The sequence below is a fragment of the Amycolatopsis sp. NPDC043889 genome (assembly GCF_056435645.1).
The window spans coordinates 338,193-359,191 of the sequence record NZ_JBWKEC010000001.1 but is presented as its reverse complement, the minus strand read 5'-3'; the positions used below and the strand labels follow the sequence as shown (position 1 = coordinate 359,191).

Genomic DNA, 20,999 nt, shown 5'->3' with positions numbered 1-20,999 from the left:
CCTCCAGGTGCTTCGGTGTCACACCTGGCGTACAAGGGGTGACGACGGCTGCATACCTCCGTATGGTGTCCCCATTCGACCGAATGGTGAGTCCTTCGGGGAGGAGGTGCCTGGCCGGATGACCGAGCAGGGCACGGTGCCGCTTCAGGCGGCCTCGGAATCCGACGAGCAGGCATTGCTCCAGCGTCTCCGTGATGGGGAGGACGCCGCCTTCGGGGAGCTTTTCGAACTTCACGCCGCCGCCGTGCGCCGGCTGGCCCGCAGTCTGGCCGCCGACCGGTCGGAGGCGGAGGACATCACGGCCGAGACCTTCTTCCGGGTGCTTCAGGCGTTGCGCCGGGGCGCCGGGCCGCGGGACTACGTCCGGGCGTATCTGCTGACGGTGGCTCGCCGGGTCTCGTGGGAGTGGCACGGCGCGCGTCGTGACGTGCCGGTGAGCGACGACGAGCTGACCTTCCGGGCCGGGGCGGGCGCGGACACGCATGCCCGCACGGCCGAACATTCGCTGATCACGACGGCGTTCACGAGTCTGCCGGAGCGGTGGCGTTCGGTGTTGTGGCAGACCGAGGTCGAAGGCGAGCAGCCGTCGATGGTCGCGCCGCATTTCGGGTTGAGCGCGAACGCGACGGCGGCGCTGGCCCGGCGGGCGCGGCAGGGGCTGCGGGCGGCGTACCTCCAAGCGCATCTGTCGGTGAACCGCGGGCCGGATTCGTGCCGGGCCGTGGTGGAGAAGCTGGGCGGGTTCACCGCGGGCAGTGTCACCGGGGCCGAAGCCCGCCGGATCAAGACCCACCTGATCGGGTGCCAGTCCTGCCGGGCGACGCACGACGAGCTGCGTGACGTCTGTTCCTCGCTGCGGGCGCACGCCGGTGTCGTCGCCTTGCTGGTGCCGGCGGCCGCCGGTGCCCACGCGAGCGGGGCGTTGTCCGGGCTCGCCGCGTCGGTCAAGGGACTTCTGCTCGGGTCGAAGGTGAAGGTCGGCCTGGCGGTGACGTCGACGGCCGCCGCGGGCGCGGTCGGGATCGTCGCCGGTCCGGCCGTGTTCGGCACCGACGTGACGCATACCGTCGGCCTGTCCGGGGGCGGCCAGCCGGAGCTGGCGTTGCTACCGGCGCAGGTGGCGCCGCCCGCCCAAGGTAAGCCGGTGGAGCTCCCGCCCCAGCGGATCGCCGAGGACCGGATGCACGGCAAGAGCGATCGGCCCGCCGTGACCGGGCGGGGCCAGGCCGCGGAACTCGGAGTGTCCGACCTGCCGAGCCTGCCGGGTGTGGGCACGTCGCGGAAGGACCTCGGCGGCGGTGATAACGGTGCGGCCGGCGATGGCGGTGCCGATAACGGCGTGCGGCCACCGGACGAGCAAAATCCGGCGCAGGAGACCGCGCCGCGGAACGAGGTCCCGGAACCGGGCACCGGCACGAACCAGACCACCTCGAAACGGGACGACATCCCTCCCGGGGAATCGCTGAGCCCGACGTCCACGACGACCTCCCGTGACGAGACGGAGCCGTCGAGCACGCCGGAGTCGACGACTGACCCGGAAGGGTCCACTTCGCCGGAGACGGGCACGCCCGAGAGTGAGACCGGGACCCCGTCCGGCGATCCGTCGGAAGACGAGCCGAGCCCGGTGAAACCGACTTCCCACTATCCGGAACCGGGTGTCGACTACCCGACGTGCCCATAACGCCCGAGCGGGCATATCGCCCTCGAACTCTCGCGAATCCGGCTCCCGTCACGGTACGGTGGAGCTCGCTCACGACGAGCGAGCGGCCGCGCGGGAGGCGACTGAATGAACCGGCTGGTGCACGGCGAGGACGGCCGTGACTGGGTGGTCCGAGCCCAGATGGAATGGCGTGCTCCCGCGACAGCGGACGATTTCGAGCACGATGTGGCGGGCAGCTACGGCCCGGGTATCGCGATGATCGCCGTGACGGCGCTGCTCGCGATCGTGCTCATCATGTGGACCCCCGCCGACGTGAGAATCCCGTCGTGGGTTCCGCTGGCGCTCTTGCTGGTCGCGTTGTTCTTCCCGTTGCGGTGGATCCTGCGCCGCCCGTGGACCGTGGTCGCCGAGACCGAGGGCGACCTGGCGGGCGACAGGCCCTCGGAGCGCTGGGTCGGCACCATCCGCGGCATGTTCACCGTGCGCGGCGAGGTCTCGAAGATCACGAAGACCATCCAGAAGCACTCGCTGCCGGATTTCGACGGCCCCTTGCACCCGGTGGAGTAGTCGCGGCGGCCTGAACACGCGAGACTGGGGCCATGCCCGAGTTACCCGAGGTCGAAGCGCTCGCCCACCACCTGCGTGAACACGCGGTGGGCAAGACGATCTTCCGTGTCGACGTGGCGTCCCTCAGTGTGCTGAAGACGGCGACCCCGCCGTGGACGGAGCTGCACGGCCGCGAGGTCACCGGTGCCGGCCGCTTCGGCAAGCACCTCGATCTCGTCGCCGGTGATCTCCACCTGGTCGTCCACCTGGCCCGGGCGGGCTGGCTGCGCTGGTCCGACGCGTTGGCGCCGGCACCGCTCAAACCCGGCAAGGGGCCGATCTCGCTGCGCGTCCACCTCGACGCGGCCGCCGGTCCGGGCTTCGATCTCACGGAGGCCGGGACGAAGAAGGGGCTGGCCGTCTGGATCGTGCGTGATCCGGAGGAGGTCGCGAGTATCGCGCGGCTCGGGCCGGACGCGCTCTCGCTGGACCGCACGGGGCTCGAGAAGTTGTTCGCCGGACGCACCGAACGGTTGAAGACGGCGCTCACCGATCAGTCTCTGATCGCCGGGATCGGCAACGCCTACTCCGACGAGATCATGCACATGGCGAAGCTTTCTCCCTACGCCACAACCGGAAAGCTGTCCGAAGGGGCGCTCGACGGGCTCTTCGAAGCCATCAGCGAAGTGCTGACCAGTGCGGTGACGCGGTCGGTCGGCCAGTCCGCGGCCCGGCTCAAGGGCGAAAAACGGTCCGGGTTGCGGGTGCACGCGCGCACCGGGCTGCCGTGCCCGGTCTGCGGCGACACGATCCGCGAGATCTCGTTCGCGGACAAGTCCTTCCAGTACTGCCCGACCTGCCAGACCGGCGGGAAACCCTTGGCCGACCGGCGGATGTCGCGCCTGCTCAAGTGACCCGTCACTGCCGCGTTTAGTCCTCTGGATGCGGTACTTGCGCATGCAAGTACCGCATCCAGAGGACTAAACGCGGTCAGCAGAGGGCGGCCATCACCGCGGGCATCGGCGGCTTCGGCACCCGCTGCCCGCCGTGCACGTCCGCGGCGAGGTCGTACACGTTCAGCGCCAGCACGATCTGCTTCGAGCCGTCCTCGGTGCTCATCGAGACGCTGTAGAACCCCGGTCCCGCACCGGTGTTGCCCCAGACCGTCTTCTTGCCACCGGCGCAAGGCAGGTTGAGCGTCTCGACGCCGGCGCCGTACGCACCCAGCTCGCTGTACGGCACCAGCCGCTTGAGTTCGGCCTGTTGTGCGGGTTCCAAAAGCCGTCCTGTCGGCAACGCGCGATGGAACGTCGCGAGCTCGTCGACGGTCGACACCATCGCGCCCGCGGTCCAGTCGTACGACGGGCTGAACACGGTCATGTCCCTCCCCCGCATGTCGTACCCGTGCAGGTGCGGACCTCGCAGGAACGGCGACCACAGCGGGAAATACGTCCGGCCGAGCTCGAGCGGGTCGAGGATCCGCCGCTGGATCTCCTCGCGGACGTCGTTGCGGGTGATTTTCTCGATCACCTTGCCCAGCAACAGATATCCGGTGTTCGAGTACTCCACCCCGGTGCCCGGCGCGAACGAGGGCGGGTCGGCGAGCGACCGCCGGATCACCTCCGACGGCGTGATGACGTGCGCCCGGTTCCCCTGGACGAGGTACGGGTCGAAGAAATGCGGATCCAGGGGGTCGTGCACGCCGGAGGTGTGGTTCAGCAGCGTGCGCAGCGTGATCTTCTCCGGCTCGTAGCCAGGTCCGCGTACGACACCGGGCAGCCTTCGCTCCACCGGATCGTCGAGGGAAAGCGAGCCTTCGCCCGCCAGTTGCAGCACCACCGTGGCGACGAACGCCTTGGTGTTGCTGGCGATCCGGAACCGGTGATGCGGCCCCGCGGGTTCGCGCGTCGCCTGGTTCGCGTATCCGGCGCCGAAGCGCGAGACCGCCTCACCGGTCCGGACCTGGACGACCGCTCCCGGGAAACCCCCTTCGCCGACCAGATCGCCGACGGCCGCGCGCACCGGATCCCCGGCCGCGGCCGCCGTCCCGCTCGCCAGCAGGACCCCCGCCAGCACCCCCGCCGCGAGTTTCCCCGATCCGTGCATTGTGTTCCTCCCCCGGAAGCGATTGCCTGCGCACAGTCTTCCCGGCGCGACGGGGAGCGACCATGGGGACAACGCCCCGGTCTTGGGTAGGGTCGGCCCCACCCTCAGTTGTCACAACTCAACGGAAAGTGGGGAGCAGACCTTGCACCCGGTTGGTCGAGCGCAGAGCATGGACGCCGTGTCCGGGCTCGAGATCGCGCAGATCATCCCTTGGGGTGTGGCGCTGCTGCTCGCGATCCTCGTCGTCGTCCTCCTGATCAAGCTGAGGCGTCCCGCGAGCATCGTGGAGAACGCGGTGCTGCAGGCCGTCCACCGCATGTCGAAGGCGACACCGGATCTCCGCGAGGGGCTCGACGAGCAGGTCGCCGACAAGATCACCAGCCAGCTGCTGGAGATGCTCGACTGCGTCGCCGTCGGCATCACCGACAGCGAAGGCACGCTGCTGTCCTGGGACGGCGAGGCCAACGACCACTACGTCGATCTCGTCGACGCCATCGGCAACGCGATCCGCAAGCACCGCCGCGAGGTCGTCGCGCACGACAAGATGCCGTGCAACCACCGAGGCACCTGCCGGATGCGGACCGCGGTGATCGTGCCGCTGATCGTCGAGGGCGAGACCGAGGCGGCGCTGCTGGTCGTCGGGCGCACGCGCGGGCGGCTGGTGCAGATGGCCGACGCGGTCGCGCAGTTCGTCTGCACCCAGTTCGAGCTGGCGCGGCTGGACGAATCGAAGAACCAGCTCCAGCAGGCGGAGATCAAGGCGCTGCGCGCGCAGATCTCCCCGCACTTCGTCTACAACGCGCTCAACACCATCTCGTCGTTGATCCGGACAGACCCGGAGGAAGCGCGAGAGCTGCTTCAGGACTTCGCGGACTTCACGCGCTACTCGTTCCGGACGTCGGGCATGTTCACGTCGCTCGCCGAGGAACTGCGGAACATCGACCGGTACCTGACCATCGAGAACGCCCGCTTCGGCGGACGGCTCGAAGTGCGGATGAAGATCGCGCCCGAGGTGCTCTCGGTGGTCGTGCCGTTCCTGATCATCCAGCCGTTGGTGGAGAACGCCGTCAAACACGGCCTCGCGTCGAAGCCGTCCGGCGGCTGCGTCACGGTGATCGCCGAGGACTACGGCGCCGAAGCGCTGATCAGCGTCGAGGACGACGGCATCGGCATGGAACCCGCCAAGCTCGCGGACCTCCGCAGCCAGCACCGCACGGGTGCGCACGTCGGTCTCGGCAACATCAACCAGCGGATGCAGCAGGTGTTCGGCCGCGACTACGCGCTCATGGTCGAGACGGCGCCCGGCGCCGGCATGAAGGTGACCCTGCGGGTGCCGAAGTTCATGCCCGGTGTGCGGCCGAATCTGCCGGACTTCTCCGCCGACAGCGCGACCGTCCCGCCTCAGGGCGGTCCGAACGAGTCCAGCGGGGTGAGCGGTTCGCGCAGCGGCGTGCTGCCGTCGTGAACGTCGGTAACCTGGCGGTATGAGCGTTGCGGACAAGCTGACCTCCCGTCTCCCGATGATCGGCGATCGAGGTGAACGCAAGGACGTCGTCGCCGTGGTGAAGCTGCACGGGGTGATCACGCCGACCCCGTCCCCCCTGGCCAGGGGGTCGATCAACCTCGCCGCCGTCGAATCGGCGCTGACGCGCGCGTTCGGGCACGAGCGGTTGAAGGCCGTCGCGCTGCAGATCAACTCGCCGGGTGGCGCGCCGACGCAGTCGGGTCTGGTCGCCGAGCGGATCCGTCAGCTCGCCGACGAGAAGAACGTGCCGGTCCTGGCCTTCGCCGAGGACGTCGCCGCGTCCGGCGGGTACTGGCTGGCCTGCGCCGCCGACGAGATCTACGCGCACCGGACGTCGATGGTCGGCTCCATCGGCGTGATCAGCGGCGGGTTCGGGTTCACCGGCCTGCTGGAGCGGTTCGGCATCGAGCGGCGGCTGCACACCGCGGGCGCGAACAAGTCCCGGCTCGACCCGTTCAGCCCGGAGAAGCCGGAAGACATCGAGTGGCTGAAGAAGATGCACGGCCAGCTCCACGAACTGTTCGTCGACTGGGTCACCGAACGTCGTGGTGACCGGCTTTCCGGCTCCGAGGACCTGTTCACCGGGGACGTCTGGCTGGGTGCCCGTGCGGTCGAGCTCGGCCTGATCGACGGCGTCGGCAGCCTTCGTCAGGTGATCACGGAGCGGTACCCGGACGCCGAGATCGCGATCGCCGAACCGAAGAAGCCGCTGCTGGCGCGGCTCGGTATCGGCGCGCCCGCCGCGGCGAGCGCGCTTCTGGACGCCGTTCAGTCCAAGGCCGCCTGGAGCCGCTTCGGCCTCTGACCCGCGTGCAATGAAGGGGCCTTTCATCGCAAAATTTGCGATGAAAGGCCCCTTCATTGCACCTGCGGCAGGGAGCGATTCACCCGAACGGTGGTAGGCGTAAGTGGTTCAGACCAGGTCTCATATCGGACATACCGCTTTGTTGTGAACGGCAACAAACCTCGACAGCGTTGACGAGGAGGTCCGATGTCCGTTACTTCTCCCCGAACGAGCCGCTGGAAGATCGCGCTCGCCGCCACCGCCGGCGCGGCTCTGATCACGGTCCCCCTGACCTTGCCCGCGTCCGCCGCCGTCCCGCCGCCCCCGGCCGGCTGGACCACCGTGTTCACCGACGACTTCACCGGCGCCGCGGGTTCGCTCCCGTCGAGCGCGAACTGGATCATCGACACCGGCCACGGCTACCCCGGCGGCCCGGGCAACTGGGGCACCGGCGAGATCCAGAACTACACGGCGAACCCCGCGAACCTCGCCCAGGACGGCTCCGGGAACCTGCGGATCACGCCGCTGCGTGACGGCGCGGGCAACTGGACCTCGGCGCGGATCGAAACGCAGCGCACGAACTTCAAACCACCCGCCGGCGGCGCGCTGCGGATCGAAGGCCGCATCCAGATGCCGAACGTCACCGGCGCCGCGGCGCTCGGCTACTGGCCCGCGTTCTGGGCGCTGGGCTCGCCGTATCGCGGCAACTACTGGAACTGGCCCGCCGTCGGCGAGTTCGACATCATGGAGAACGTCAACGGGATCAACACGGTCTGGGGCGTGCTGCACTGCGGCGTCAACCCCGGCGGTCCCTGCAACGAGACCACCGGACTGGTCGGCAGTCGCACTTGCCCCGGCGCGAGCTGTCAGAGCGCGTTCCACACCTACACCTTCGAATGGGACACGAGCGTCAGCCCCAACGTGTTCCGCTGGCTGGTGGACGGCCAGCAGTTCCATTCGGTCAGCCAGAACCAGGTCGACGCCACGACGTGGGCCAACATGACGAACCACGCCGGCTACTTCGTGCTGCTGAACGTCGCCATCGGCGGCGCGTTCCCGAACAACAACTCCGGCACCACCACGCCGGGGCCGGGGATCGTGCCGGGACACCCGATGCTCGTCGACTACGTCACCGTCCTGACCCGCGGCGGCGGCACGACCCCCACGACCACCACGGGAAGTCCCGGCGGCGGTGGCAGCGCGTACGGCACGATCCAGGCGGAGTCGTACGGCCAGGCGGCCGGGATCGCCAAACAGGCCACGTCCGATTCCGGCGGTGGGCAGAACATCGGCCCCGCGGGCAACGGTGACTGGGCGTTGTATCCGGGCATCGACTTCGGGACACGAACGGCCAGGCAGTTCCAGGCGCGCGTCGCGTCCGGAGCGGCGGGCGGCGTCAGCGGACTCGTCGAAGTCCGGCTCGACAGCCGCTCCAACCCGCCCGTCGGCAGCTTCGCCGTCGCGAACACCGGCGGCTGGCAGAGCTGGCGGACGATCCCGGCGAATATCAGCGGCGTCACCGGCGAACACGACGTCTACCTGACCTTCACGAGCGGACAGCCCGCCGATTTCGTGAGCGTCAACTGGTTCACCTTCACACCGTGAAGGGATAGATGTGGCACGGCGAGGCGGTTCGTGTCACCGGAAAAGATGACGGCACCGGTCACCCCAGGCGCGGGGGTGCCGGTGCCGTCCTTTTCGTTCGACTTTCGTGAAGCGGGCTGGACAAGGAACGCGGCAATGGGCAGGATGCGTCTCACTGTGAGTGCTCACGATGACACCCGGAAGCTCATCGTCCTGGCGGTGGACGACGAGCCCAAAGGGCTAGACGAACTCGTCCACTGTCTCCGCAACAGCCCGCGCGTCGCCCTGGTCTACCCGGCGATCGACGCTTCGGAGGCGCTGCGCCTGCTGTCCGCGGACGACCCGAGGCTGGCCGACCGCAAGGCCCGCGGGCTGCCGATCGTGGACGCGGTGTTCGCCGACATCGACATGCCCGGTCTGTCCGGCATGGAGATGTCGCGGGTGTTCGCCGCGCTGCGCCCGTCGCCGGCGCTGGTGTTCGTGACAGGACACGCGGAAGAGGCCGTCAACGCCTTCGACCTCGGCGCGCTCGACTACGTGCTCAAGCCGTACCAGCAGGATCGTCTCGACCGCGCCATCACGCGCGTGATGGACAAACTCGCCGCCAACGCCGCGCCGAAGTACGGCCCGGAAGGCGGGCTGGGACAGGTCAAGAACGACGACGAGGTCATCCCCGTGGAGCTCGCGGGCACCACGAAGCTCATCCCGCGGTCTTCGGTCCGCTGGGTCGAGGCCCAGGGCGACTATGCCCGGTTGTTCACCACCGACGGCAGCCACCTGGTCCGCATCCCGCTCGCCCAGCTCGAAGAACGCTGGGAGAAGGCGGGTTTCGTCCGCATCCACCGGTCGTTCCTGGTCTCGCTGCCGCTGATCACCGAACTGCGCATGGGGCAGGGCGGCTATCAGGTCGTGATCGGTAACGAGGAGAAGGTGCTGCCGGTGAGCCGCCGCCACACGCGTGCCCTCAAGGACAGGCTGGTCGGCGCCAACCGGTCGACGTGACCGACGACTACTACCGCCGCGTCAACGGCGTCCGCGAACCGGACCCGACGCTCGGCAAGAGCAGGAAACCGGCGGTGCCCGAGGGCGCCGCCGTCGAACCCGTTCCCGGCGCGCCGTCCGGTCCGAAGCACGAGCAGGCCAAACCCGAACATCACGCGAAACCCAAGCGGCAGCGGGTGATCCTCGCCGACCCGCGGCAGGCCACCAGCACCCTGCGAGCCAGGGTCGAACTCGAAGAACAGACCAGCTGGGGAAAACTCCTGGTCCGGGACCTGGTGAAGATCCAGTTGCGGACGGCCTCCCTGCTGGCGCTGCTGGTGATGGTCACCCTGTGTTCGCTTCCGGTGCTCTTCTATCTGATCCCGTCATTCGGCAGGGTGACCGTCGTCGGTATCCCGGTGCCCTGGCTGATCCTCGGCGTGGCGCCTTTCCCGTTCCTGTTCGGCATCGGCCTCTGGTACAACCGGCTCGCCGAACGGCATGAACGCGACTTCGTCGACATGATCGAGAACTGACCGCGGAGCTGCACATGCGAGGATCCACACCGTGCAGCTGAATCCGTGGGCCATGGCCGGCATCGTGCTGGTAGCGGTCCTGACCTTCTACCTCGGACATCGCTCCTCGAGGTCGGCCGTCAGCACGCACGATTTCCTCGTCGCCCGGCGCACCGTGCGGTCCCGGCGCAACGCGGCCGCGATCTCCGGTGAGTACCTGTCCGCCGCGTCGTTCATGGGCGTCGCCGGCATCGTGCTCAAGGACGGCGCCGACGCCCTGTGGTTCCCGATCGGCTTCACCGCGGGCTATCTCGCGCTCATGCTGTTCGTCGCCGCGCCGCTGCGGCGGTCCGGCGCGTACACGCTGCCGGACTTCGTCGAGATGCGGCTGGGTTCGACGATGCTGCGCCGGGTCTCGACGGCGTTCGTGGTGTTCATCGGGATCCTCTACATGGTCCCGCAGCTGCAGGGCGCGGGCCTGACGCTCGCGACCATCCTGCCCGTGCCCGCGTGGGCCGGCGCGATCCTGGTGACCTGTGTCGTCGGCTTCAACGTGATCGCGGGCGGGATGCGCGCCATCACCGTCGTCCAGGCCTTCCAGTACTGGCTGAAACTGTTCGCCATCGCGGTGCCGACGTTCATCCTGTGCATCGTGTTCCTCGGTTCCGGTGGGCCGGGCAGCGCGCGTCCGCTGGGGCAGCCCGCCCCGCCGACGTTCCCGGAGAACACCACGGTTTCGGTGCAGGCCGACGTCACGCTGAAGGTCACGTCGGTGACCGTGCTCGAGGCGTACGGACAGGTGGAAGGCGCGCGTGCCAACGGTTTCGCGGTGTGGGCGCCGGAGGCCGGGCACAAGGTCGAGAAGGGCACGACGCTGAAGTTCACCGCCGGCACCCCGGTGCCGGTGGTCAGCGACGCGCCCACGTCCAACGGCGACTGGCTCCGGCCGGGGTCGGGCAGTCTCACCGATCTGCTGCAGGTCTATTCGCTGATCCTCGCGACCTTCCTCGGCACCATGGGCCTGCCGCACGTCCTGGTCCGCTTCTACACCAACCCCGACGGGAAGGCCGCGCGCCGCACGACGGTGCACGTCCTGCTGCTGCTCGGGCTGTTCTACCTGTTCCCGACGCTGCTGGGTGCGCTCTCGCGGATGTACGTCCCGGAACTGCTGGTGACCGGCAAGACCGACGCCGCCGTCCTGCTGCTGCCGTCCGCCGTTCTCCCCGGGCTCTGGGGTCAGATCCTCGGCGCGGTGACGGCGGCAGGCGCCTTCGCCGCGTTCCTGTCGAGTTCTTCCGGGCTGCTGGTGAGCGTGTCCGGGGTGGTGTCCACCGACGTCCTGCCCGGCCGCGTTCGCGATTTCCGGGTGGCGACGGCGATCGTCGCGGCCATCCCGTTCGGGCTGGCTCTTCTGCTGCCCGCGGACGATCTGTCGCTTTCGGTCGGGATGTCGTTCGCGCTGGCCGCGTCGACGTTCAGCCCGCTGCTGCTGCTCGGGGTCTGGTGGCGCAAGCTCAGCTGGCCCGGCGCGCTGGCCGGGATGCTCGTCGGCGGCGGGCTGGTGCTGACCGCGCTGGTGGTCAACATCGTCAGCAAGTACAGCGGTGGCTGGGCGCCGTGGTTCTCGAACCAGCCCGCGCTGATCACCGTGCCGGCGGCGTTCCTGACCACCTACGTGGTGAGCCGCGCGACCGGATACGGGCGGCCGGACGACGTCCACGGCGTCATGCTGCGGCTGCACGCGCCCGATCCGCTCGGGTTCATGCGTGATCGTGCGGTCGCGCGGTTCGGGCAGGCCGAAGAGAAGACAGAGAAGCCACGGACCACCGGCAAAGGCCGCCACCGGAAGTAAATCACTCTTTCGAGTCGCGAGCGTCTACGCAGAGTCGTACCGTTCACTCAAATGGATCGCTCCTTTCCTGCCCTAAGAGGGGCATGATCTTTCGTGGCAACGAAGTCATCGAATGGTCGCGGCAGACGGGAGGTCCGATGTGAGCGATACCGATCAAGGTCTCGGGTCCGATCCGGAATCCGACTGGGAAAAGATGCAGGCGAGCCCCGAATTCGCCGAGTTGCGACGAAGGCTCCGGGTATTCGTCTTCCCGGTCTCGGCCCTGTTCCTCCTCTGGTATCTGCTCTACGTGCTCCTCGCCGACTACGCGACCGAGTTCATGAGCACCAAGCTCTTCGGCAACATCACCGTCGGCCTGGTCTTCGGCCTGCTGCAGTTCGTGTCCACCTTCGTGATCACCGGCCTCTACGTCCGGTACGCGAACCGGAAACTCGATCCGCTCGCCGACAAGATCCGGCACGAGGTCGAAGGGACCGAACGGTGAATACGCTGGCAGCGGGCGTACAGGGGAGCAATCCGGCGCTCAACATCACCATTTTCGCGATCTTCGTCGCGATCACGCTCGTGATCGTTTTCCGGGCGAGCCGGAATACGAAGACCGCGTCCGACTACTACGCCGCGGGCCGCGCGTTCACCGGTCCGCAGAACGGTATCGCGATCTCGGGCGACTATCTGTCCGCGGCGTCGTTCCTGGGTATCGCCGGTGCGATCGCGATCAACGGTTACGACGGTTTCCTCTACTCGATCGGGTTCCTCGTCGCGTGGCTGGTGGCGTTGCTGCTGGTCGCGGAACTGCTGCGCAACACCGGCAAGTTCACCATGGGCGACGTGCTGGCGTTCCGGATGAAGCAGCGCCCGGTCCGCGCGGCGGCCGCGATCTCCACGCTGGCCGTCTCGTTCTTCTACCTGCTCGCGCAGATGGCGGGGGCGGGCGGCCTGGTGAACCTGTTGCTCGGCATCGAAGGGAATCTCGGCCAGGACCTGGTGATCGCCGTCGTCGGCGTGATCATGATCCTGTACGTGCTGATCGGCGGGATGAAGGGCACCACCTGGGTCCAGATCATCAAGGCCGTCCTGCTCATCGCGGGCACGTTCGCGATGACGTTGTGGGTGCTCGGGAAGTACGGCTTCAACCTGTCCAGCCTGTTCCAGGCCGCCGTCGACAAGGGCGGGCAGACCGGGGAAGCGCTGCTCGGGCCGGGCAAGCAGTACGGCAAGACCGGCACGACGAAGCTCGACTTCCTGTCGCTGGGTATCGCGCTGGTGCTCGGTACCGCGGGCCTGCCGCACGTGCTCATGCGCTTCTACACGGTGCCGACCGCGAAGGACGCGCGCCGTTCGGTGGTCTGGGCGATCGCGCTGATCGGCATCTTCTACCTGTTCACGCTCGTACTCGGCTACGGGGCGGGCGCGCTCGTCGGCCCGGACGTGATCGCGAAGGCGCCGGGGACGACCAACTCGGCGGCCCCGCTGCTGGCGCTCGAACTGGGCGGCCCGATCCTGCTCGGGTTCATCGCGGCGGTGGCGTTCGCGACGATCCTCGCGGTCGTCGCGGGCCTGACGATCACGGCGTCGGCGTCGTTCGCGCACGACGTCTACGCCAACGTGCTCAAGAAGGGCAAGACCGCCCCGGACAGCGAGGTCCGCGTCGCGCGGATCACCGCGCTGGTGATCGGGGCGGTCGCGATCGTCGGCGGGATCCTCGCGAAAAACCAGAACGTGGCGTTCCTCGTGGCGCTCGCGTTCGCGGTGGCGGCGTCGGCGAACCTGCCGACGATCCTGTACTCGCTGTTCTGGAAGCGGTTCAACACCCAGGGCGCGCTGTGGAGCATCTACGGCGGTCTGAGCGTGTGCGTCGTCCTGATCGTCTTCTCGCCGGCGGTCTCGGGTAAGCCCATCGACCCGAAGACCGGGAAGAGCGCCTCGATGATCCAAGGCGTCGACTTCCACTGGTTCCCGCTGGACAACCCGGGCATCGTCTCGATCCCGGTCGCCTTCTTCCTCGGCTGGCTCGGCACCGTGCTGTCCAAGGAACACAACCAGAAGAAGTACGCCGAGATGGAGGTCCGGTCGCTCACCGGCGCCGGTGCGGAAAAGGCCGTCCGGCATTGAGTGCCTCTTCACGCGCGCGCAACGGGACGGGATGCGAGGATGGGACTGTGGTGAGCCCTGCTGACATCCCGACCGTCGCCGTCCGTGACCTGCCGAAGGACGGTGTCGCGCTGCTCGACGTCCGCGAGGACGACGAGTGGGCCGCCGGGCATGCCCCGGGTGCCAAGCACATCCCGATGGGTGAGCTGCCCGCGCGCGTCGCCGAACTCGACGACCTGCCCGACGACCAGCCGGTCTACGTGATCTGCCGCAGCGGCGGCCGGTCCGCGCGCGCCGCCGCGTGGCTCAACGCGAGCGGCTGGGACGCGGTGAACGTCGCCGGCGGGATGGGCTCCTGGAAGCAGGAGGGGCGCCCGATGGTCGGCGACCATCCCGGCGTCGAACCCGAAGTGCTGTAACCGTGCAGCCAGGCCACTACCCGCCGAGAGCACCGATGCCGCCGGTGCGCCCCGCGCCGATGCGGCAGCCGACGCGTCATCGCGTCCGCTGGGTCGCGTCGCCGCCGCCCGGCGCCTTGTCGCAGCGGCGCAATCCGGTGGCCGAGCGCTACTCCGGTCCGCCGTCCTATCCGGTCCCACCGCGTTGGGGCTTCCCGAACCTGGTCTGGCGGCGGCCGACCGCGGTCCCCGGGACGGCCTCCGGCGAGGTCACCGCTGGGGAACGGCTGCGGGTGATCACGCGAAGCCTCCTGCCGGTGCTGTGGACCTTCGCCGCTCTCGCCGTCGTCGCCTCGGCCGCCGAAATCTGGCGCTACGTCCTGCTCGTGCAGAGCCGCGACTCCGCGTTGTCGACGTCCGTCGTCTCGGTGTCCGACAGCTTCGTGATCACCGCCGGCCTGCTCACGACGATCCTTTCGCTGCTGCCGTCGGGGCTCACCGTGTGGTGGCTGCTCGTGGCCAGGCACGCCGCCGCGGACGCCCGCGGCGAGGGGCCGCCGAGGCGGCAGTGGCACGTGCTGGCGTTCGTGCTGGTGCCGGTGGTGAACCTGGTCATGGTGCTGCCGATCGTCGCCGAACTCGAACACGCCGTCCTGCGCCGGACACGGGACACCCGGCCGAAGCCGTCGCGGCTCGTGCTGATCTGGTGGGGCGTCTGGATGCTGAACTGGGTGCTGCTCGGGCTCGTCATCGTCTGGCGGTTCCGTGACGGCGTCCAGGCCTTGGCCGACGGGGTCGTCCTGGTCGCGCTGACCGACCTGGCCGCGGCAGGGCTGGCGGTGGTGACGGCGCTGCTCGTGAAGCGCATGTCGGACCTGCTCGCGCCTGTGGCGGAGAAGCGCCTTCGGCTGCTTCGCGTGCTGAAGGTGGAGGGGGCGCCGGATCCGGACCGGCGGGAGCGCCCGGCCTCTTCAGTGCGCTGACGCAACTTCTCCACTGAACGTTTGAATGCGGGATCTCCGCACTCCGCTGGAAGTGGATCGGTCTGTAACATGGGGGTATGAGCAGCGAGCAGCAGGAGTGTGATCTGCCCGCCGGGGAGACCGGCCGGGCGAGGTCTGCTGTGCTCGGTCTGTACAAACCGTCCGCCCCCAGACCGAAGATCGCGCGGCCTGCCGCTGAGCGATTTTACCCTGGCGTGAAAACAGGCCTCACCGCTCATGGAATCCGCAGGCCTGAGCCAGCCAAGGACGAGCCGTCGAAGCCGTATGCGCCGCCGTCCTTTTTGGGGATGTTCGATCTTCCTGCGGACGCGTCCGAAAGCGTGAAGGCCGTGGTGCGCGGCCAGGATGTCGCCTGAGGCGCACCAGGTAATCCGATGGCGCGCCCGATAGTGGTGGATGCTGGCCCGCTCATCGCCATGGTCAGCCGAAAAGATGATCATCATCTGGCCGTGGTGTCGTGGCTGGAGACCGCGGCCACGCGTGATCTGCTGGTGCCGTCGCTGGTGTTGACCGAGGTATGTCACTACATAGAGAAGTACCTCGGCGGTGAAGCCGAGGCGGCGTTCATCGAAGGGCTCATGCGCTCGCCTCAGTTCGCCGTCTACCACCCCATGGACGACGATTTCCGGCGGATGGCCGTGCTGATGCGCCAGTACTCGGATTGGCCGCTCGGCCTGGCCGACGCCGCGGTCGTGGCCACGGCGGAACGGTTGAAGACGGTAGAGGTGGCGACGGTTGACCGCCGGCATTTCGAGCACATCAAGCCGGTGCACGTTTCCCACTTCACGCTCTATCCCGAAACCGCGCGCTGACCTGCCGAAAGAGAGCAAGGGACCTTTGCTGCCGTCGCCGCCGGGGTGAGCCAGGTCACCGTTGACCTCCAGTTCGCTGGAGGTTCGAGACTGTGCTCATGAGCGACGACGGCGTCACCTTCATCAATGTCTTCGAGATCCCCGCGGACCGTGTGGACGAGTTCGTCGAGACGTGGCGAGAGCGCGCGAAGCTGATGCGGGACGCGCCCGGTTTCCGCGACGCCAAGCTCCATCGGGCTCTGCTGCCCGATTCACGCTTCCAGCTGGTCAACGTCACGCACTACGACAGCAAGGAAGCCTGGGAGGCGGCAGGCAAGAACCAGGTGTTCCAGGCGTCGACCGAACGCGCGGCGGAGGTCGCGACGCCCAACGCCGCGCTCTACGAAGTGGTCGTCGAGTACTCCTAGGCCGTGTCCTGCAAGTCTGCCCGCGGTCTTCGCGCCCAGGCGTCCCCTGACGGCACGGGCGGCTCAGCCGAGTACAACCCGGTACGAGGCCGAACCGCCCGCACCGCCAGGAACCACCTGGATCACGAAGCCCATCGGACAGACTTACAGGACACGGCCTAGCCCGTGGTGACCCGGAGCGAGCGCAGCCCCCGGATCACGAATTCGGGCCGCCGCTCCGGGGTTTCGGCGAGTTCCAGTCCCGGCAGCTTCGAGGCGAGGGAGCTCAGCGCGGCCGCGATCTCCACGCGCGCGAGCGGGGCGCCGACGCAGTAGTGGATGCCCATGCCGAAGCCGAGGTGCGCGTTCGGTGTGCGGCCGATGTCGAGGATGTCGGGCCGGTCGAAGACCTTCGGGTCCCGTGCGGCGGCGCCGAGGAGCGCGCCGATCTTCTCGCCCTCGGCCACCGGGAATCCGGCGATCTCGACGTCGGCGGTCGCGGTTCGCTCGAAGAGCTGGAGCGGCGCGTCGAAGCGGATCAGCTCCTCGACGCACGGGTCCAGCAGATCCGGGGAGTCCAGCAGCCGCTCCCACTGGTCGCGGTGGGTCAGCAGCGCGTTGACGCCGTTCCCGATGACGTTCACCGTCGCCTCGTGCCCGGCCATCAGGAGCAGGACGGCGGTCGCGACCAGTTCGTCCTCGGTGAGCTCACTGCGCAGAAGATCGCTGACGATGTCGTCGCCGGGGGAGTTCGCGCGCTGCTTCGCGACGCCACGCAGGTATTCGACGAACTCCGAGGCCGCGGCTTCGGCGGCGTCGCGCTTCTCCTCGGCGAGCCCGTATTCGTACATCTTCACGATGTGGTTCGAAAGGGTGACCATGCGCGGGCCGTCCTCGACCGGGACGCCCAGGAGTTCCGCGATGACCGCGACCGGCAGCGGCTGCGCGAGATGCGCCAGCAGGTCGGCCGAGCCGGTTTCGGCGATCTCGGCGGCGAGCCCGTCGACCATGCCGTCCGCGAGCTCGGCGACCATCGGCCGCAGCCGCTGGACGTGCCCGCGCCCGAACGCGCCCGCGATCACCCGCCGCAGCCGCGTGTGGGCGGGCGGCTCGTTCTCCAGCAGCGAGTTGCGGTGCAGCAGGTTGAACGACGCGAACCGCTCCACCGGCAGCGCGTCCTGCCAGATGCGGCCGAGCCCGCGATGCCGCAGGACGGCGGCCGACGCCGCGTGCGACACCGCCACGGCGATGCCGAGGCCGTCGTGGCGGTGGACTTCGCCGCGCTCGCGGAGGTCGGCGAAATACGGGTACGGATTCGCGAGGAAGGCCGGGTCGGCGAGGTCGAACACGTGCCGACTGTAACCCGCGCCGGGGTGGCCGCCCCGGCGCGGCAGAGAGCTACAGATGCAGCCAAAGCCCCAGGTGCAGGTGCAGGCCGTGATGGTGATGCCCGTGGTGATGGCCGCCGCACAGCAGCAGGCAATGACGGGCCTGGTCCGCTCTGCCGGGCTCCGGCGCGGCCGAAGCCGTGCCTGCCGCGGGCCCGGCCAGCATCAGTCCGAGTGCCACGGGAACCGCGGCCAAGGCGGCCCGGCGCTTCGAGGTGCTCATCTGTGATCCCTTCTCCGCACTACGGCGCCGGAATGGCGCCGTGATCGAGTATTCGGTGCGGTACGGGGGAAACGGCAGGCTGATCACCCGCGATTCGATCGTCCGGATGATGACAACCGTTTTCAGTCACGTTTCCGTGGTACCCGGATGGCCGCTGAAACCCACCGATCCGGTCGATCCGGTGGTCGGCCGGGTGTCGTCCGCGCCGCCTTCGTCACCAACCCCGGGGGCCTTACGAGACGCGTGCCTTCCCGCGATAGCGTTCCGAACCGAGCTTTGAGGAGGCTGACGTGGGCAAGGGTTCGCGCAAGAAGGGTCCCAAGACGACCTCGGATCGCAAGCCGAAGGTGCGCGACGTCTTCGTCGGCCAGCCCTTCGAGGGGCTCGCGGCGGAGACCGAGCTGATCGCGCTGCGCGAGTTCGTCCCGTCGGCGACGGCGGCGCTCACGCTGGGCTCCGGCGAGAAAGTCACGCTCGGCACGGTGCTGCCGATGGCGGCGGCCGCGTTCGTCCGGTCCGACGGCGAGCGCTACGTCGGGATGCAGGTGCAGACCCGGTCCTCGGACATCAGCCGCGACCTCGGCCGCGCGCTCCAGTGGGTGCTGGACGCCAAGGAGGGTGACGTCCTGTCCGTGCCGGATACCACGACGCCGCCCACCGCCGACGAGAAGGCCCGTCTCCAGGACCTGCTCGACGTGAACGCCGAACTCGACGTCACGCTCTACAACGACTTCGCCTGGTGGCTCCCCGAAGACGCTGACGCCGGCGGCGACGTCGCGCTGTCCCTCGAGCGCGCGAACGCGGCGATCATGCCGACCGAACGCCTCGGCGCGGGCGCGTACTGGGTGCTCGCCGGCGAGAAGGCGCACCTGCGCTGGGTCCGCCCGGAACCGGAGAACCTGCTGCTGCAAGCGCTTGCGCGGCTGTCGGCGGCCGGCGAGCTGAGCCTCGGCGAAGGTTCCCGCTACGCCGGTTCGTTCCGCGCGCACGGGCTGCTCGTCCCGGTGTGGGATCTCGACCCCGAGGCTCACGCCCGCGAGTGGGCCGACGCGAAGGAACAGCTCGGCGTCCGCCTCGAGGCCGCGCTGAAGTCGCTCGACAACGAGCCGCTCAACGCCGCCGAACGGCGCTCGCGCGACGGCCTGATCGGCCGCCAGCTCACCATCCGCTGATCCCTTCCCGCGCGTTTCGTCCTCTGAATGCGGGCTCCGCATCCAGAGGACGAAATGCGCGAGGATGGGTGCGTGATCCTCCATATCTGCCCCAAGGCCGACTGGGCCGCGGTGCCCGAAGGCGGCGTCTACACTGCCGCGTCGCTCGGCTCCGACGGCTTCATCCACTGCTCGGACCCGGGAACGGCGCATATCCCGGCCAACGCCGTGTTCCCCGGCCGCACCGATCTGGTGCTGCTGGAAATCGACCCGGCGCTCGTCGGCGCGCCCGTCGTCTGGGAGGACGGCGACCCGCCGCATCCGGCAGGCCTCCAGTTCCCCCACGTGTACGGGCCGATACCGCGTAACGCCGTGGTGGCCGTCCACGAATTCCCTGTTCAGGGGGACGGTACGTTCAGAATTCCCGGCTCCGTGTCGAGGCGTTGAGCAGGCGTCCCTCGAACTGGTTCGCGGCAAGAGACAACCTGTGGGGGCGGTCATGCGTTTCGGGAGAGGTGAGCCAGGCGAACCTGGCCGGATGACCCCGGGAGGAGGCGATACGGTGACCGCTGCCGCGACGGTCATACCGGGGACGGACGTCTGGGGGGCCGGCGAGAGCCGGAGGAGTGACGTGCCGGGTGAACTCATCGACTTCGGCGACTTCGTGAGGGCCAGCCTCCCGGGTCTGCTGAGGTACGGCCACGCCCTCACCGGAAATCCGCACGACGCCGCCGACCTGGTCCAGACCGTGCTGGAGAAGATCGGTTCCCGCTGGTCGTACGTCCAGCACAAGACCGGCGACCCGATGGCCTACGTCCGCCGTTCGATGGCCAACGCGCATATCAGCCGCTGGCGCCGGACCAAACGCGAGAACCTGGTCGCCGACCTGCCGGACACCAAGCCGTACAGCCCCGCCGACCCGTTCGAGCACGAGCCGTTGTGGCAGGCGTTACGCGCGCTGCCGCCCAGGCAACGCGCGGTGATGGTCCTGCGTTACTACGAAGGCCTGTCCGAAGCCGAGATCGCGGATTCGCTCGGGGTCAGCCAGGGCACCGTCAAAAGCCAGGCGAGCAAGGCGATCGCGTCGCTGCGCACGAAGCTCGCCCTGATCGAGCCCAAGGACGAAGGGAGGGAAGCGGGATGAACATGTCCGAAGAGGACGTGCAGCGGAAGCTGCGTGACCTGTTCTCTGATGAGCGGCTGGGCGTGGGACCCACGCTGAATCCCGAGACGATCGTCGCGGGCGCCCGCCGTCGCCGTCGCCGCCGTCAGCTGATGCAGACGACGAGTGGGATGGCCGCCGCGGTGGTCCTGCTGGCCGGTGGGGTCACGGTCTTCACGATCCACGACAAGGACAACGGCGCGGCCTTCCCCGGAGGCGATCAGCTCACCATGGGGGCGGCCCCGTCGAGCCTGGCGCGGCCTGGGCCGGGGAGTTCGGCACCGCCGGTCTCCTCCCCGGCGGCGTCGCCGAACCCGTCGGCCGCGTCACCGCCGTCGACGGCCCCCGACGGGCCGGTCAAGCCGCCGAAGAGCACCGCCGCCACGAACCCGCCGACACCGCGCAAGGTGACCACCGGCGCGCTGCTGACCCCGGCCGGCTTCGGCAAGCTCCGGCTCGGGATGAGCGAGGAGGAGGCGGAAGCCGCCGTCGGTCCGCTGCGCGCGAAGGATTGGCGGCAAGACTGCGTCTACGGTTACGTGGAAGGAACCGCCGTTCCGGGACCGACTTCGGTGTCGCTGACCGAGGCGGACGGGATCACCGTCATCAACCCGGCCGGGGCGGTGCACACCCCCGAGGGGATCGGGGTCGGTTCGAGCGAAGCGGACATTCTCGCCGCCTACCCCGGCGGCACCAAGAACGGCAGCGCCTACTTCGCGCCGATCAGTTCGGTGAGCGCGTACCGGATCGCGCTGGCCAACGACGGGTCGGCCCTCGGCATCCTGCTGACCCGTATCGAGCAGGGCTGTCAGTTCAGCTGACGGGATGAAG

At 68.8% G+C, this 20,999-nt stretch carries 23 protein-coding genes; 20 read left to right on the top strand and 3 right to left on the bottom strand.

The features are described from left to right. The first annotated feature begins 118 nt into the window (after positions 1-118). The 3 genes from AC0685_RS01870 to AC0685_RS01860 all read left to right on the top strand — a co-directional run bounded on the left by AC0685_RS01870 (position 119) and on the right by AC0685_RS01860 (position 3,120). Positions 119-1,681 (top strand): sigma-70 family RNA polymerase sigma factor, encoded by a 1,563-nt coding sequence (locus tag AC0685_RS01870; protein WP_478223819.1) that lies wholly within the window; start codon positions 119-121, stop codon positions 1,679-1,681. Positions 1,682-1,786: 105 nt separating this feature from the next. Continuing rightward, entirely contained in the window at positions 1,787-2,227 is a 441-nt protein-coding gene (locus AC0685_RS01865) for a DUF983 domain-containing protein (RefSeq protein ID WP_125679202.1), read from the top strand. A gap of 32 nt (positions 2,228-2,259) precedes the next feature. Next, positions 2,260-3,120 (top strand): Fpg/Nei family DNA glycosylase, encoded by an 861-nt coding sequence (locus AC0685_RS01860; protein WP_478223818.1) that lies wholly within the window; start codon positions 2,260-2,262, stop codon positions 3,118-3,120. Between the two features lie 76 nt (positions 3,121-3,196). Here AC0685_RS01860 and AC0685_RS01855 read toward each other — a convergent pair whose 3' ends face one another. Beyond that, positions 3,197-4,312 carry a serine hydrolase domain-containing protein gene (locus AC0685_RS01855; RefSeq protein WP_478223817.1) on the bottom strand — a complete coding sequence of 372 codons (1,116 nt, stop codon included), beginning with the start codon at positions 4,310-4,312 and terminating at the stop codon, positions 3,197-3,199. Between the two features lie 169 nt (positions 4,313-4,481). Here AC0685_RS01855 and AC0685_RS01850 point away from each other — a divergent pair, with 169 nt between their 5' ends. From AC0685_RS01850 to AC0685_RS01790, 13 genes are all read left to right on the top strand, one after another. Next, a complete protein-coding gene (locus AC0685_RS01850; protein WP_125679199.1) occupies positions 4,482-5,777 on the top strand; it encodes a histidine kinase in 1,296 nt (431 codons plus the stop codon). A gap of 19 nt (positions 5,778-5,796) precedes the next feature. Further along, positions 5,797-6,642 (top strand): S49 family peptidase, encoded by an 846-nt coding sequence (locus tag AC0685_RS01845; RefSeq protein ID WP_478223816.1) that lies wholly within the window; start codon positions 5,797-5,799, stop codon positions 6,640-6,642. A gap of 186 nt (positions 6,643-6,828) precedes the next feature. Then, a complete protein-coding gene (locus AC0685_RS01840) occupies positions 6,829-8,226 on the top strand; it encodes a glycoside hydrolase family 16 protein (protein ID WP_478223815.1) in 1,398 nt (465 codons plus the stop codon). A 144-nt stretch (positions 8,227-8,370) separates the two neighbouring features. Further along, positions 8,371-9,207: a LytR/AlgR family response regulator transcription factor gene (locus tag AC0685_RS01835; protein WP_478224436.1), complete on the top strand. Its 837-nt coding sequence runs from the start codon at positions 8,371-8,373 to the stop codon at positions 9,205-9,207. Further along, the gene (locus AC0685_RS01830; protein ID WP_340685972.1) at positions 9,204-9,722 is read left to right on the top strand and encodes a DUF485 domain-containing protein; all 519 of its coding nucleotides are present in this window, start codon (positions 9,204-9,206) and stop codon (positions 9,720-9,722) included. Before AC0685_RS01835 ends, AC0685_RS01830 begins: the two co-directional genes overlap by 4 nt. 31 nt (positions 9,723-9,753) lie before the next feature. Next, positions 9,754-11,553, top strand: a complete 1,800-nt coding sequence (locus AC0685_RS01825) for a sodium/solute symporter (RefSeq protein WP_478223814.1) — start codon at positions 9,754-9,756, stop codon at positions 11,551-11,553. Between the two features lie 139 nt (positions 11,554-11,692). Further along, entirely contained in the window at positions 11,693-12,037 is a 345-nt protein-coding gene (locus tag AC0685_RS01820; protein WP_340685970.1) for a DUF485 domain-containing protein, read from the top strand. Then, positions 12,034-13,665 (top strand): solute symporter family protein, encoded by a 1,632-nt coding sequence (locus tag AC0685_RS01815; protein WP_478223813.1) that lies wholly within the window; start codon positions 12,034-12,036, stop codon positions 13,663-13,665. Before AC0685_RS01820 ends, AC0685_RS01815 begins: the two co-directional genes overlap by 4 nt. A 47-nt stretch (positions 13,666-13,712) precedes the next feature. Continuing rightward, the gene (locus AC0685_RS01810; RefSeq protein ID WP_125679193.1) at positions 13,713-14,063 is read left to right on the top strand and encodes a rhodanese-like domain-containing protein; all 351 of its coding nucleotides are present in this window, start codon (positions 13,713-13,715) and stop codon (positions 14,061-14,063) included. Positions 14,064-14,098: 35 nt separating this feature from the next. Next, positions 14,099-15,025 carry a DUF4328 domain-containing protein gene (locus AC0685_RS01805; protein WP_478223812.1) on the top strand — a complete coding sequence of 309 codons (927 nt, stop codon included), beginning with the start codon at positions 14,099-14,101 and terminating at the stop codon, positions 15,023-15,025. A gap of 77 nt (positions 15,026-15,102) precedes the next feature. Then, positions 15,103-15,402 carry a hypothetical protein gene (locus tag AC0685_RS01800; RefSeq protein ID WP_478223811.1) on the top strand — a complete coding sequence of 100 codons (300 nt, stop codon included), beginning with the start codon at positions 15,103-15,105 and terminating at the stop codon, positions 15,400-15,402. An 18-nt stretch (positions 15,403-15,420) separates the two neighbouring features. Then, positions 15,421-15,858: a type II toxin-antitoxin system VapC family toxin gene (locus AC0685_RS01795; protein WP_478223810.1), complete on the top strand. Its 438-nt coding sequence runs from the start codon at positions 15,421-15,423 to the stop codon at positions 15,856-15,858. 98 nt (positions 15,859-15,956) lie between these two features. Next, positions 15,957-16,265, top strand: a complete 309-nt coding sequence (locus tag AC0685_RS01790) for an antibiotic biosynthesis monooxygenase family protein (protein ID WP_478223809.1) — start codon at positions 15,957-15,959, stop codon at positions 16,263-16,265. A gap of 158 nt (positions 16,266-16,423) precedes the next feature. On the opposite strand, the gene AC0685_RS01785 is transcribed toward AC0685_RS01790, so the two are convergent. Together AC0685_RS01785 and AC0685_RS01780 are read right to left on the bottom strand one after the other, a co-directional pair. After that, a complete protein-coding gene (locus tag AC0685_RS01785) occupies positions 16,424-17,593 on the bottom strand; it encodes a cytochrome P450 (protein ID WP_478223808.1) in 1,170 nt (389 codons plus the stop codon). Between the two features lie 49 nt (positions 17,594-17,642). After that, positions 17,643-17,855, bottom strand: a complete 213-nt coding sequence (locus AC0685_RS01780) for a hypothetical protein (protein WP_340685965.1) — start codon at positions 17,853-17,855, stop codon at positions 17,643-17,645. Between the two features lie 290 nt (positions 17,856-18,145). Between AC0685_RS01780 and AC0685_RS01775 the strand changes: the two genes are divergently transcribed. The 4 genes from AC0685_RS01775 to AC0685_RS01760 all read left to right on the top strand — a co-directional run bounded on the left by AC0685_RS01775 (position 18,146) and on the right by AC0685_RS01760 (position 20,989). Beyond that, positions 18,146-19,027 (top strand): DUF5926 family protein, encoded by an 882-nt coding sequence (locus AC0685_RS01775; protein ID WP_478223807.1) that lies wholly within the window; start codon positions 18,146-18,148, stop codon positions 19,025-19,027. Between the two features lie 72 nt (positions 19,028-19,099). Further along, positions 19,100-19,453: a DUF952 domain-containing protein gene (locus AC0685_RS01770; RefSeq protein WP_340685963.1), complete on the top strand. Its 354-nt coding sequence runs from the start codon at positions 19,100-19,102 to the stop codon at positions 19,451-19,453. A gap of 184 nt (positions 19,454-19,637) precedes the next feature. Next, complete coding sequence (locus AC0685_RS01765) at positions 19,638-20,150, top strand: SigE family RNA polymerase sigma factor (RefSeq protein WP_478223806.1); 513 nt, start codon at positions 19,638-19,640, stop codon at positions 20,148-20,150. Next, positions 20,147-20,989: a hypothetical protein gene (locus tag AC0685_RS01760; RefSeq protein WP_478223805.1), complete on the top strand. Its 843-nt coding sequence runs from the start codon at positions 20,147-20,149 to the stop codon at positions 20,987-20,989. The genes AC0685_RS01765 and AC0685_RS01760 overlap by 4 nt, the downstream gene beginning before the upstream one ends. Positions 20,990-20,999: the final 10 nt, after the last annotated feature.

Excerpts from the sequence above, each read along its gene's own strand:
- AC0685_RS01870 (WP_478223819.1), top strand. The coding sequence starts at position 119 with ATGACCGAGCAGGGCACGGTGCCGCTTCAGGCGGCCTCGGAATCCGAC.
- AC0685_RS01865 (WP_125679202.1), top strand. The coding sequence starts at position 1,787 with ATGAACCGGCTGGTGCACGGCGAGGACGGCCGTGACTGGGTGGTCCGA.
- AC0685_RS01860 (WP_478223818.1), top strand. The coding sequence starts at position 2,260 with ATGCCCGAGTTACCCGAGGTCGAAGCGCTCGCCCACCACCTGCGTGAA.
- AC0685_RS01855 (WP_478223817.1), bottom strand. The coding sequence starts at position 4,312 with ATGCACGGATCGGGGAAACTCGCGGCGGGGGTGCTGGCGGGGGTCCTG.
- AC0685_RS01850 (WP_125679199.1), top strand. The coding sequence starts at position 4,482 with ATGGACGCCGTGTCCGGGCTCGAGATCGCGCAGATCATCCCTTGGGGT.
- AC0685_RS01845 (WP_478223816.1), top strand. The coding sequence starts at position 5,797 with ATGAGCGTTGCGGACAAGCTGACCTCCCGTCTCCCGATGATCGGCGAT.
- AC0685_RS01840 (WP_478223815.1), top strand. The coding sequence starts at position 6,829 with ATGTCCGTTACTTCTCCCCGAACGAGCCGCTGGAAGATCGCGCTCGCC.
- AC0685_RS01835 (WP_478224436.1), top strand. The coding sequence starts at position 8,371 with ATGCGTCTCACTGTGAGTGCTCACGATGACACCCGGAAGCTCATCGTC.
- AC0685_RS01805 (WP_478223812.1), top strand. The coding sequence starts at position 14,099 with ATGCCGCCGGTGCGCCCCGCGCCGATGCGGCAGCCGACGCGTCATCGC.
- AC0685_RS01800 (WP_478223811.1), top strand. The coding sequence starts at position 15,103 with ATGAGCAGCGAGCAGCAGGAGTGTGATCTGCCCGCCGGGGAGACCGGC.
- AC0685_RS01795 (WP_478223810.1), top strand. The coding sequence starts at position 15,421 with ATGGCGCGCCCGATAGTGGTGGATGCTGGCCCGCTCATCGCCATGGTC.
- AC0685_RS01790 (WP_478223809.1), top strand. The coding sequence starts at position 15,957 with ATGAGCGACGACGGCGTCACCTTCATCAATGTCTTCGAGATCCCCGCG.
- AC0685_RS01780 (WP_340685965.1), bottom strand. The coding sequence starts at position 17,855 with ATGAGCACCTCGAAGCGCCGGGCCGCCTTGGCCGCGGTTCCCGTGGCA.
- AC0685_RS01760 (WP_478223805.1), top strand. The coding sequence starts at position 20,147 with ATGAACATGTCCGAAGAGGACGTGCAGCGGAAGCTGCGTGACCTGTTC.